At 50.9% G+C, this 12,122-nt stretch carries 11 protein-coding genes; all 11 read left to right on the top strand.

The window, feature by feature from the left end; genetic code table 11:
* Positions 1-12: 12 nt before the first annotated feature.
* The 11 genes from QMK52_RS26440 to QMK52_RS26390 all read left to right on the top strand — a co-directional run bounded on the left by QMK52_RS26440 (position 13) and on the right by QMK52_RS26390 (position 12,092).
* A complete protein-coding gene (locus QMK52_RS26440) occupies positions 13-2,223 on the top strand; it encodes a bifunctional prephenate dehydrogenase/3-phosphoshikimate 1-carboxyvinyltransferase (protein ID WP_320404218.1) in 2,211 nt (736 codons plus the stop codon).
* Entirely contained in the window at positions 2,220-2,909 is a 690-nt protein-coding gene (gene cmk, locus QMK52_RS26435; RefSeq protein ID WP_005786302.1) for a (d)CMP kinase, read from the top strand. Before QMK52_RS26440 ends, cmk begins: the two co-directional genes overlap by 4 nt.
* 120 nt (positions 2,910-3,029) lie before the next feature.
* A complete protein-coding gene (gene rpsA / locus QMK52_RS26430; RefSeq protein WP_005786304.1) occupies positions 3,030-4,715 on the top strand; it encodes a 30S ribosomal protein S1 in 1,686 nt (561 codons plus the stop codon).
* A gap of 160 nt (positions 4,716-4,875) precedes the next feature.
* Positions 4,876-5,160 (top strand): hypothetical protein, encoded by a 285-nt coding sequence (locus tag QMK52_RS26425; RefSeq protein ID WP_005786306.1) that lies wholly within the window; start codon positions 4,876-4,878, stop codon positions 5,158-5,160.
* 131 nt (positions 5,161-5,291) lie between these two features.
* On the top strand, positions 5,292-5,588 hold the full coding sequence (ihfB, locus tag QMK52_RS26420) for an integration host factor subunit beta (protein ID WP_003189779.1): 297 nt from the start codon (positions 5,292-5,294) through the stop codon (positions 5,586-5,588).
* A 24-nt stretch (positions 5,589-5,612) separates the two neighbouring features.
* Positions 5,613-5,843: a LapA family protein gene (locus QMK52_RS26415; protein ID WP_005786313.1), complete on the top strand. Its 231-nt coding sequence runs from the start codon at positions 5,613-5,615 to the stop codon at positions 5,841-5,843.
* A 335-nt stretch (positions 5,844-6,178) separates the two neighbouring features.
* Positions 6,179-7,456: a hypothetical protein gene (locus tag QMK52_RS26410; protein ID WP_005786315.1), complete on the top strand. Its 1,278-nt coding sequence runs from the start codon at positions 6,179-6,181 to the stop codon at positions 7,454-7,456.
* 287 nt (positions 7,457-7,743) lie between these two features.
* Complete coding sequence (locus tag QMK52_RS26405) at positions 7,744-8,964, top strand: hypothetical protein (RefSeq protein WP_194440335.1); 1,221 nt, start codon at positions 7,744-7,746, stop codon at positions 8,962-8,964.
* 1 nt (position 8,965) lies between these two features.
* Entirely contained in the window at positions 8,966-10,213 is a 1,248-nt protein-coding gene (locus QMK52_RS26400) for an oligosaccharide flippase family protein (RefSeq protein WP_320403659.1), read from the top strand.
* On the top strand, positions 10,210-10,998 hold the full coding sequence (locus QMK52_RS26395) for a glycosyltransferase family 2 protein (protein WP_194440336.1): 789 nt from the start codon (positions 10,210-10,212) through the stop codon (positions 10,996-10,998). Before QMK52_RS26400 ends, QMK52_RS26395 begins: the two co-directional genes overlap by 4 nt.
* A complete protein-coding gene (locus QMK52_RS26390; protein WP_194440337.1) occupies positions 10,995-12,092 on the top strand; it encodes a glycosyltransferase in 1,098 nt (365 codons plus the stop codon). The genes QMK52_RS26395 and QMK52_RS26390 overlap by 4 nt, the downstream gene beginning before the upstream one ends.
* The last annotated feature ends 30 nt before the right edge of the window (positions 12,093-12,122 follow it).

Raw genomic sequence — 12,122 nt, 5'->3', positions numbered from 1 at the left:
CCTGCTGTGCCTATGATCGGTCGCCTGGTGGTGGTCGGCCTGGGGTTGATCGGTGGTTCGTTCGCCAAGGGCCTGCGGGACAGCGGGCTGTGTGGCGAAGTAGTCGGCGTGGACCTTGACCCGCAATCGCGCAAGCTGGCGGTGGAGTTGGGTGTAGTGGATCGCTGTGAAGCGGACCTGGCAATCGCTTGCCAGGGTGCGGACGTGATCCAGCTTGCGGTGCCGATCCTGGCCATGGAGAAATTGCTCGCCGTATTGGCTGGCATGGACCTGGGGCAGGCGATCCTTACGGACGTCGGCAGCGCCAAAGGCAATGTGGTGCGCGCGGCACAATTGGCGTTTGGCGCTATGCCGCCGCGCTTTGTGCCGGGCCATCCGATTGCCGGTTCCGAGCAGAGCGGGGTGGAAGCGTCCAATGCGCAGTTGTTCCGTCGGCATAAGGTGATCCTGACGCCACTGGCGCAGACTGATCCGGCGGCGTTGGCCGTGGTGGATCGGCTCTGGCGCGAGCTGGGCGCGGATGTGGAGCATATGCAGGTCGAGCGCCACGATGAAGTGTTGGCCGCGACCAGCCATCTTCCCCATCTGCTGGCATTCGGCTTGGTGGATTCGTTGGCCAAGCGCAACGAAAACCTCGAGATTTTCCGTTACGCCGCCGGTGGTTTTCGCGATTTCACGCGGATTGCCGGCAGTGACCCGGTGATGTGGCATGACATCTTTCTCGCCAATCGCGAAGCGGTGTTGCGCACCCTGGACACGTTCCGCAGTGACCTCGACGCCTTGCGCGATGCGGTGGATGCGGGTGATGGCCATCAGTTACTGGGTGTGTTCACCCGGGCGCGGATGGCGCGAGAGCATTTCAGCAAGATCCTGGCGCGCCGGGCCTATATGGAAACTGCAGTGAACGCCGATGAGCTGACTTTTATCGCCAATCCGGGTGGCCGCTTGAGCGGATGCATTCGGGTGCCAGGTGACAAGTCGATCTCCCATCGATCGATCATGCTGGGTTCATTGGCTGACGGCGTAACGGAGGTCGACGGTTTCCTTGAAGGCGAAGATGCCCTGGCGACCTTGCAGGCGTTTCGCGACATGGGCGTGGTGATCGAGGGCCCGCACCATGGGCGAGTGACTATTCATGGGGTTGGCCTGCACGGCTTGAAGGCAGCGCCAGGACCGATCTACCTGGGTAACTCCGGTACATCGATGCGCCTGTTGGCGGGTCTGCTTGCGGCGCAAAGCTTCGATAGCGTCCTGACCGGTGATGCATCGCTGTCCAGGCGCCCGATGAGTCGCGTGGCCAAGCCGCTGCGGGAAATGGGCGCGGTGATCGAGACCGGTCCTGAAGGGCGTCCGCCGCTGACCATTCGTGGTGGGCAGACGCTCAAGGGCCTGACTTACGCGTTGCCGATGGCCAGTGCGCAGGTTAAATCCTGCCTGTTGCTGGCTGGTCTGTATGCACAAGGTAAAACCGCAGTCACCGAGCCTGCGCCGACCCGCGATCATACCGAGCGCATGTTGCGTGGCTTTGGTTATCCGGTGGCGGTGGAGGGCGCGACGGCGTCGGTGGAGTCGGGTCATCGGCTGACGGCTGCCCACATTGAGGTGCCTGGGGATATTTCGTCTGCGGCGTTTTTTCTGGTGGCTGCGTCGATTGCCCAGGGTTCCGAGCTGCTGCTTGAGCATGTCGGCGTCAATCCGACCCGCACCGGCGTGATCGATATCCTGCGGCTGATGGGGGCTGATATCAGTCTTGAGAATCCGCGTGAGGTAGGTGGCGAGCCTGTTGCGGACTTGCGTGTCCGGGCCGCTGTCTTGAAGGGTATCGAGATTCCAGCGGCGTTGGTGCCGTTGGCGATCGATGAGTTTCCCGTATTGTTTGTCGCTGCTGCCTGCGCCGAGGGGCGCACCGTATTACGCGGTGCCGAGGAGCTGCGGCTCAAGGAATCGGACCGTATCCAGGTCATGGCCGACGGTCTGCTGGCCCTGGGTGTGAAGTGCCAACCCACGCCTGATGGGATTATCATTGACGGTGGCCCGATAGGCGGTGGCGAAGTGCATGCCCATGGCGATCACCGCATCGCCATGGCGTTCAGCGTGGCCTCCCTGCTGGCGGCGGCGCCGATTCGTATTCGTGACTGCGCCAATGTTGCTACGTCTTTTCCGAACTTTCTTACACTGTGTGCCCACGTCGGCATTCGTGTTGCCCAAGAGGCTCAATTGTGAATATCAAAGCACCGGTGATTACCATCGACGGGCCAAGCGGCTCGGGCAAAGGCACCATCGCCGGCATCCTGGCCAAGCGCCTGGGCTGGTGCCTGCTCGATTCCGGCGCGCTGTACCGCCTGTTGGCATTCGCGGCGCGCAACCATGGCGTCGACCTGACCAACGAAGAGTTGTTGACGAAAATTGCCGCCCATCTGGACGTGCAGTTCATCGCGGCGACCGACGGTCAACTGCAGCGCATCATTCTGGAAGGCGACGAAGTCAGTGATGTGATTCGTACCGAGAGCATCGGTGCCGGCGCCTCCCAAGTGGCTGCTTTGCCAGCGGTTCGTGAGGCTTTGCTGCAGCGCCAGCGTGCGTTCCAGGAGCCGCCGGGCCTGGTAGCCGACGGCCGCGACATGGGCACGGTGGTGTTTCCCGAGGCGCCGTTGAAGATATTCCTCACGGCCAGTGCCGAGGAACGAGCGCGCCGCCGCTACTTGCAGTTGAAGGGCAAAGTCGATGGTGTTAGTCTGTCGAGTCTGCTAGATGAGATCCGTGCACGCGATGAGCGTGATACCCAGCGTGCGGTAGCCCCGCTCAAGCCGGCGGCTGACGCCATACAGCTGGATTCCACGGAGTTGTCCATCGAACAGGTGCTGGAACGCATCATGAGTGAAATCGCCATTCGCGATATCGCCGGATGATCAAGAAGGCCGCAGGGGACCAGTCATAGTCCTGCGGTGGCTTCTTTTAACTGAAACTGACCCACACCGTCTGGGGTGTGGAGATGGGCGTATTCTTCGCCCTTATCAACAGGAATTAAAATGAGCGAAAGCTTTGCGGAACTCTTTGAAGAAAGCCTAAAAACCCTGAACCTTCAGGCAGGCTCCATCATCACCGGTGTTATCGTTGATATCGATTACCAAGCTCGCTGGGTAACCGTTCACGCTGGTCTGAAGTCTGAAGCTCTGATCCCGCTGGAACAGTTCTACAACGATGCTGGTGACCTGACTATCAATGTCGGTGACGAAGTTCACGTTGCTCTGGACTCGGTTGAAGACGGTTTCGGTGAAACCAAGCTGTCCCGTGAAAAAGCCAAGCGCGCTGAATGCTGGATTGTTCTCGAAGCAGCCTTCGCAGCTGAAGAAGTGGTCAAGGGCGTTATCAACGGTAAGGTTAAAGGCGGCTTCACTGTCGACGTTAACGGCATCCGTGCGTTCCTGCCAGGTTCTTTGGTCGACGTTCGTCCTGTGCGCGACACCACGCACCTGGAAGGCAAAGAACTCGAATTCAAAGTCATCAAGCTCGACCAGAAGCGCAACAACGTTGTCGTTTCCCGTCGCAGCGTGCTGGAAGCAGAGAACTCCGCCGAGCGTGAAGCTCTGCTGGAATCCCTGCAGGAAGGCCAACAAGTCAAAGGTATCGTCAAGAACCTCACCGATTACGGCGCATTCGTCGATCTGGGTGGCGTCGATGGCCTGCTGCACATTACCGACATGGCTTGGAAGCGTATCAAGCATCCTTCCGAAATCGTCAACGTTGGCGACGAGATCGATGTCAAGGTTCTGAAATACGATCGCGAACGCAACCGTGTTTCCCTGGGCCTGAAGCAACTGGGTGAAGATCCATGGGTTGCTATCAAAGCCCGTTACCCAGAAAGCACTCGCGTAACCGCGCGTGTTACCAACCTGACCGACTACGGCTGCTTCGCAGAGCTGGAAGAAGGCGTGGAAGGCTTGGTACACGTTTCCGAAATGGACTGGACCAACAAGAACATCCATCCTTCGAAAGTCGTACAAGTCGGCGACGAAGTGGAAGTCATGGTTCTGGACATCGACGAAGAGCGTCGTCGTATCTCCCTGGGCATCAAGCAGTGCAAATCTAACCCATGGGAAGATTTCTCTGGCCAGTTCAACAAGGGCGATAAAATCTCCGGCACCATCAAGTCGATCACCGATTTCGGTATCTTCATTGGTCTGGACGGCGGCATCGACGGCCTGGTTCACCTGTCCGACATCTCCTGGAACGAAGTTGGCGAAGAAGCTGTTCGTCGTTTCAAGAAGGGCGACGAGCTGGACACCGTTATCCTGTCGGTTGACCCAGAGCGCGAGCGCATCTCCCTGGGTATCAAGCAACTGGAAAGCGATCCGTTCTCCGAGTACGTTCAAGAGAACGACAAAGGCGCAATCGTTAAGGGCACTGTGAAAGAAGTTGACGCTAAAGGCGCCATCATCACTCTGGCCGACGATATCGAAGCGACTCTGAAAGCCTCCGAAATCAGCCGTGACCGCGTTGAAGACGCGCGCAACGTTCTGAAAGAAGGCCAGGAAGTAGAAGCCAAGATCATCAGCGTTGATCGCAAGAGCCGCGTGATCCAACTCTCCATCAAGTCGAAAGACGAAGTGGAAGAGAAAGAAGCTATCCAGAGCTTGAAAGAAGCTGCTCCGGAAGCTGCTGCTGACACCACCATGGCGGCACTGCTGCGCCAGGCAATGGCCAAGCAGAACTAAGTTCTGTAAAGCTGTTGAAAAAGGGCGACCTCGGTCGCCCTTTTTTGCGCCTGAAATTTGATGAAGCAACTGCATCGAACGAAGGCGTTCAGCCCAATGTCAGAACTGACTATAGTCTTTGAAGCGGCTATTTCGCGTTGCTGACTCAATAAGGGTTTGAATGAACAGGATTATCGTAATACTTGCATTGGTAGTGCTTGCCGGCTGCTCCTCCACCAGCGCCAAGACGCACGCCAAGCGAGGCGTCAGTGGCATCGAGATCGACTGCTCTGGCTTGGGTAATAAATGGGAGAAGTGCGAGAAGCGTGCTGCCCGTGAGTGCAAGATGCAGGGCTACAAAGTCATCACTCGCTCCAGTGATGCAGAGGATGAAGAGGGTGACTACCTGTTCGGCTGGAACCCGGCTGGCGCAGTGACGCGGACGATGTTGGTGATCTGTAAATGAGTAACAGTAGGGTGGCTGAAGGTGTTTATGCGGTCGGCAGATAAGTTTACACATGGGCTGTTCAAATTCAGCAAGTCATGCTAAAACCTTCGAAGCGCTTTTCCTAGCTGCTTGAAAAAGAAGGGAAAAATATGACGAAGTCGGAGTTGATCGAACGAATTGTCACCCATCAAGGGCTGCTCTCATCCAAGGATGTGGAGCTGGCTATCAAGACCATGCTTGAGCAAATGTCCCAATGCCTCGCTACCGGAGACCGCATCGAAATCCGTGGCTTCGGCAGTTTCTCACTGCACTACCGCGCACCGCGCGTAGGCCGCAACCCAAAAACCGGCCAATCCGTCAGCCTCGATGGCAAATTCGTGCCCCACTTCAAACCGGGCAAGGAATTGCGTGATCGGGTGAACGAAGAAGAGGAAGAAGGCGTCTGAGTGTTTTTGGGGAAGGAGAAGGGTATGCGTGGGGTTAAGCGCGTTGTTGCGGTATTGATTGCAGTGCTTGCAGCTTTGGTGGTCTTGGCATTTGTGCTGGAGAACCAGCAGGGTGTGGCGCTGTCGTTCCTGGGTTGGAGTACTGCGCAGATGCCGGTGGCGGTGTTTGTGGTGGTGGCTTTGATTGTTGGGATGTTGATTGGGCCAGTATTGGGAGTGTTTGTACGTAGGCGTCAGAATAAGTCGATTGCTTGATTGTCTTGGGCAGGGATTGGATAAGCGGTGATCGTGACCGCTTGTCAGAAATCTCATGCCGTTCAAGGATTATGAATCGCTGCCGGTGCCTATTGGCGCAACCCGTAGATTGCGACAGTTCCTTGGCAAATTCAGAATCGCCCTACATACATGTCAAGACTTGTAAAATGTCTGAGAGATGGCAAAATGGAATCTGTTCTCGATAACAGGCATTTTGTGCGCTCGAAATTCGGCAGAGACGCAGGGTTTTGACGATAATCCAATTAAAATAAGAAAATACACAATCTGTTTTGCATAACGAGCCCGCAGTTTCTCTTTGAAGGCAGGTTTTTGTTGTGAGTAGTAGCTTACGCTCCGTTCTCATCCCCCAGCATAAAAAATTTGACTCGTTAGCGCTTGTAACAAGCCTCTGGCGTCAAAAAATCATTATTTTTTCAGTGGGCGCACTGATTTCTTCAGTTTTTGCGATTTATGCATTTTCGGTCACGCCAGAATACAAGGTGAGCAGTGTGCTTAGGCCTGCTGCGATTAATGAATTGGATGCGCTTAACCGCTCGGAAGTTTACGTTTTACCCCCTGGTGAAGCATTGGTAAGGGTAGGTATGGCCTTAGAGTCATACGAGATTCGCATGGGTTTTTTTAGATCCAATCAAAAGCTCTTTGAGGGGTTTGTGCGCCCTGGACGTAATCTTCAGCAGACGTTCGAAGAGTTCAATAAAAAATCTATAAGTTTGATGTTGTCCGATAAAGATAAAGCTGACTCGCTTAGTTCTTATTTGAAACTTGAGTTGACCTACCCAAAGGGGATTGATGGCGTTTCAATACTCAATGGTTTTGTAGAGTATGCAATAGCGAATGAGCGTGATCATATATCGGCCGACTTGACGGTTATTATCAATAACCGTTTAAAGGAGATCGACGGCAGGTTGGCCGCAGCCCGTTCAAGCTATGACACGTGGAAAGAGGCACGAATTGCATCCCTTTCCGAGTCAGATAGAATTCGCCGAGCTCAGCTACAAGACGAGCTTCAAGGGCTGCGGACGCAGCTTCATAGCTTAAATTCGAATCGAATTGCCGAGCTTAATGAGGCCATAACAATTGCCAAAAAACTGAATATTATGATGCCTGCTTCACCTACCTCCGTGGGTGATGATGCACATTCCGGTTCTGTCAGCATGAGAACGGAAATCAACAATCAGCAGATTCCATTGTATTTCATGGGTGTCAATGCGCTTGAAGCTGAGCGCGCAGTCTTGCTACAGCGAAAGTCTAATGATTTCACTGAGCGACGGATCTCTCAAATTGCCAAAGAATTAAAGTTGTTGGAGTCCAATAGAGAGATTGAGGTGTTGAAGAGTCGCGTGAAGGATGAATTGTTTCTGACAGATGTGCAGCCATTACGCGCAGAGAAAGCACGATTGCTGAGTGTGAATAAGGATATGAGTAATCTTAAGCTTGTGGCTATTGATAAAGAAGCACTAGAGCCAACTTCCCCGATAAGCCCGAATCGTCCCTTGCTGATAATCGGTGGATTACTGCTTGGTCTTGTTGTTGGGTTTGCAATCGCTTTCTTCCGGATAATAAAGCACGCATTGCGCGAGCCGGATCTTTAGCAAGTTCTTCAATTATACAATATAGGATGGGTTTCGATCGGGGGGTCAAGCGTAAAAATCGCACCCCCTTATCCTAGAGGCAAATTGCCATCTGTTGTAGTGTTGGTTTTCTTAGCCTTGACCCAGCAGAAGATCCTAGATAGAAGCCTCGATTGCAGTGTAAAATTGTTTTTACTCGCTGTCGGGCCTATGGCTTGCTCTAGTGGTCCCCTTCATCTAATCGGTACCTGAGAATGGCTCGATTGGCAACCGGCGCATGCTTCAACTGAGCGTATTCTGAGGTCGATATGAAAACTAATAAGCGTTACGCCTTCCTGGCCGTGCTGGCAGCCAGCGTACTCGTGACCTTGGGTGACACTAGGAATATTATTGGTTCGCTTAACTACTGGTTGCTGTGGGGGGGAGTACTAGTATTTGGGATTTATGGTAGCGGCGGCAGAGTGAAGTTGTCGCCAGAAGTAAGCTCTATTACCCTCGGTTTTACGTTGATGACGCTAGCTTTTATGATCTCCGGAGTAATTAATTCGGATATCTATACCGCTTATCAAGGTGTCAAATTCATAGCTATTTATATATTGTTTCTCGTGATATATAGCTGTTCGGGTTTGCTGGAGTTGGACGACTTTTATAAGATTGCTTCGATTTCGATTGTGGTGAGTCTTGTTGTATTTATGCTGTCGAAATTCTTTTTTACCGACCTCTATATTCAATTGGGTGACGGTCGGCAAGGCAGTGAATTTGCCTACCCAGGGGTAATGTGGAAGGTGTGTGCTTTCTTTGCGCCCTACATTATTGCGATGTTACTCACGACGCGTATTAAAAATGCACTTTTTGCTGGCCTCATTTTAATGGCGTCGGTGTATATATTGCTGGCGGACTCCAGTCGCACCGGTTTTCTATGGTTTGCGATCGTTGTATGTTCCTTTTTTCTTTTGCGCTTTTTGATTTTCCCTATCAGGACGCTACTGGTCGCAATACTGTGCTTGATCGCAGGGGTTTGTGTGCTGCTCTCTTCAAATATTGACCTGACGAATCATGATTCATTGTTGGTCTTGAATCGTTTGTTTGAGGGCGATCCAGTCAGGTCGGCGATGATACAAGATGGGATATCAAACGTCCAAAAATGCTTTCCATTCGGGTGCGGATTCGGCAGTTCATTTAGCGTGGTGGATGGGGAAAATATTGTTATCCATAATGTGTATTTGGGCATGCTGGGTGATGTGGGCGTACTGGGTGAGTTGGCACTTTTATTTTTAATGCTAATGCCGTTTGTGTTTTTCTTGTTGTCGCTGGTGGACGGTTCTGATTTAAATAAGAATATATTCTTTAAGTTTGCCGCAGTGTTGGGCGTTCTTTGTTATATTTTTATTATGCTCTTTCACCCGCTGAGTACTGAGATGTCAGAATGGGGCTATTGGATTCTGATGGTGTCCTGGTTGTCTCGTATTTACAAGTATGACAATGCCGGGGTGGTGAATATTATGTATGACAAGCAGATAGGGCGATAACGTGTTCACCGTATTTAAAAATATGAGCCTGCTTTTTGTTGTACAGCTCTTTGGTTATTTGGTGCCTATTCTGGAGATTCCGGTACTGGCGCGTTCATTGGGTGTACAGGAATACGGCAAGGTCGTACTGGTCCAATCAATTGCTTTACTGTCTTCACTTGTTGTTGAATACGGTTTTTCGTTGAGTGCTGCCAGACAAGTCTCTTTGACGAAGACTGATGTGACGGTACTGTCTAGGGTCTTTGGTGAGGTGCTGTCCGCGAAGCTGATAATTTCATCGGTTATAAGCATCGCGGCACTGTGTTTTTATATGTTTATCAATTCACAGACCTTCGAGCTTGAAGTAATAGGCTTGGGTTTTCTGTACTTTATAGCTTTTGGGTTTAGCCCGTTTTGGTTTTTTCAAGGGCTTGAGAAAATTGCGCTTGTGGTCTTTTTAGAAGTAGGTCTGCGGGTCGCAAGCCTTATATGCTTATTTATTTTTGTTCACGACCCAGGTGACGCATTGGTGGCATTATCGATTTTAGCCACATTTGCATTGGCAAATACAGTGCTCGGAAATTATTTGTGCTACCGAAATGGATGCCGCGTTCGGTTCAGCTTGTCAGGTGGATGGCTTCAGATTTGCAAAGGGTTTCACGTTTTCATCTATAAGAGCTCAAACAATATTCTGCTTAGCGCTGGGCCTGCTCTTGTAGGACTGCTCTGCGGAAAAGTCGCCGTTTCAGGATATGTTCCTGCTGAAAAAATCATAAGAGGATTTGTGGGTTTTATAAATCCAGTCCTCATTGGGTTTTTTCCGTATTTGAATAGACAGTACCTTTCCTCTGCAAAATCAGCATCAAGGCTCTCCTGGATCATTGTCGGGTTGATGTTCTTGCTGGGGTGCGTAAGTGCACTTTCCATTTCCGTAGCTGGTGGGTTTCTGATAAACAAACTATTGGGGGCTGATTTCGAGCAGGCGACGACGACCTTGCAGATTTTTGTATGGATAATCCCTTTTAGAATGACTAATCAAGCATTGGGTTTGTGCATGCTTATACCTCGCGGTATGGACAAAGTTGCGAGTTCTGCAATGCTTTTGTTCTCGGTAGTGTCGATACTTCTGGCAAGTCTGTTGTCGATTAACTATTATGTCAATGGTATCGTGCTTGGGTTTATTTTGGCGGAAGTCATGTTGTGCGTGACGTTTCTTGTATTGTCTTATCGATATAAGCCGGTCACTTATCTTGAGGGGCGCACTGAGTGATAACAATTTTAACGGCGACATATAATCGTTACAGTACTCTCCCTCGGCTACTCAAGAGCTTGCTTGAACAAAGCTCAAAAGAGTTTGAGTGGGTGGTGATAGACGACGGCAGCTCAGATGAAACTCAGAATTTCATTGAAGAGCTAAAAAAGAAAGACCTAGGCTTCACGCTGACAGCGGTACGGCAAAGTAATGCTGGAAAGCACGCAGCTATTAATAGCGGGGTAGCAGCTGCGAAAACAAACTGGATCTTTATAGTAGACAGCGATGATGCACTGGTGTCTGACGCCGTTGAAACGATAAATACCTCAATCGCAACCGCGACTGATAAGACAGTGGGGTTGTGCTATCGAAAGGCGTATTTCAGTGGTGAGTTGCTTGGTAATGAGTTAAGCACGGTCGAGCAGAGCTTTGTCTCGACGCCGACTGAAGCTGGCAAGTTATTCAAGGGTGACTTGGCTTACATATTTAGAACTGACGTGATGTCAGCATTTCCGTTTCCCATATTCAAGAACGAGAAATTTGTTCCAGAACTATATATCTGGAATAAATTGGGGGACGCGGGCGATATCATCTTTTTTACACGAAAAATAATTTATCTCTGCGATTATCTGGAAGATGGATACAGTCGTAATTTTTCACGCCATTTAAGAGCTAATCCAAAAGGCTTCTTTACTTATTACTGGTCGCAATTTTTGCGTGAGAAAACAGTATATTATAAGTTAAAGAATTTAATCAGATCCGTACAGTGCCTTTTGTATATGCTTCTAGGGCGGCCTCGATGAATATATTATATTTTATCACTGGGTTGGGGATGGGCGGGGCCGAGAAGCAAGTCGTAAATCTGGCTGACCGGATGAGCGCACGAGGACATAACGTCGTGATTGCTTATTTGACAGGCGACGCGGATGTGCTTCCAGAGGCGCCCGATGTAACGGTGGTGGCTCTAAATGGTAATAAAACCATCTTCGGGATGGTGCGTGCAATTAATAATCTGGTCAAATTAATTAAGCGATTTAAACCAGATGTATTGCACAGCCACATGGTGCATGCGAATTTAATAGCCAGAATGGTTCGTTCAGTTGTGAGAGTTCCCAGGCTGATTTGTACGGCACATAGTTCAAATGAAGGAGGTAAGCTGAAAATGCTGGCTTACCGTCTGACTGATTTTTTGGCTGATCTCACAACGAATGTAAGCCAGGAAGCGGTTGATATGCTTATTGCGAAAGGCGCTTCGCCTGTCGGGCGTATGGTATTTGTACCCAACGGTATAGATACGGAACGTTTTGTGTTTGATGAATCGGTGCGCAATCAAGTTCGTGCCAGAGAGTCTGTGGATCCTTCTATTAGAGTTCTCTTGGCAGTCGGCCGTCTGGTTGAAGCCAAAAACTATCCCTGTCTATTAGATGCGTTCACACTGGTTTCACAAGATCACGACAATGTACGTTTGTGGATAGTAGGCGACGGCCCCTTGGCTGCTGATCTCACGCTATATGCTAACAAAGCCAACCTGAGCGAAAAGATAAGTTTTTTCGGGCGACGCGACGACGTTCCGGCATTCTACAGCGCTGCGGATGTCTATATTTTGTCTTCTGCATGGGAAGGCTTTGGGTTAGTCGTCGCTGAAGCGATGTCGTGCGAAACGTTAGTGGTTGCCACAGATTGCGGAGGGGTGAAAGAGGTGCTGGGTGGTAGCGGCTATCTTGTTGAACCATTCAATCCTGAGGCGCTACGTCAAGCTATCAACTCGGCACTTGATCTACCTCCAGAGCAAAAAAAGTCACTCGTCACTTCGGCAAGATCAAGAGTACTTGATAACTTTTCCATGGAGTCTGTGATTGGTAGGTGGGAGGAGTTATATGCCCAGCCCAAGGCCTGAGGATATTTTGGTTATCAGCAATCCTCGAGT

This window comes from Pseudomonas sp. P9_2 (genome assembly GCF_034008255.1).
GTDB lineage: Bacteria > Pseudomonadota > Gammaproteobacteria > Pseudomonadales > Pseudomonadaceae > Aquipseudomonas > Aquipseudomonas synxantha_A.
This window is presented reverse-complemented; position numbering and strand designations above follow the sequence as displayed.

What these genes read in the sequence shown, in the direction of transcription:
- QMK52_RS26440 (WP_320404218.1), top strand. Translation starts at nt 13, where the DNA reads ATGATCGGTCGCCTGGTGGTGGTCGGCCTGGGGTTGATCGGTGGTTCG.
- rpsA (WP_005786304.1), top strand. Translation starts at nt 3,030, where the DNA reads ATGAGCGAAAGCTTTGCGGAACTCTTTGAAGAAAGCCTAAAAACCCTG.
- QMK52_RS26425 (WP_005786306.1), top strand. Translation starts at nt 4,876, where the DNA reads ATGAACAGGATTATCGTAATACTTGCATTGGTAGTGCTTGCCGGCTGC.
- ihfB (WP_003189779.1), top strand. Translation starts at nt 5,292, where the DNA reads ATGACGAAGTCGGAGTTGATCGAACGAATTGTCACCCATCAAGGGCTG.
- QMK52_RS26415 (WP_005786313.1), top strand. Translation starts at nt 5,613, where the DNA reads ATGCGTGGGGTTAAGCGCGTTGTTGCGGTATTGATTGCAGTGCTTGCA.
- QMK52_RS26405 (WP_194440335.1), top strand. Translation starts at nt 7,744, where the DNA reads ATGAAAACTAATAAGCGTTACGCCTTCCTGGCCGTGCTGGCAGCCAGC.
- QMK52_RS26390 (WP_194440337.1), top strand. Translation starts at nt 10,995, where the DNA reads ATGAATATATTATATTTTATCACTGGGTTGGGGATGGGCGGGGCCGAG.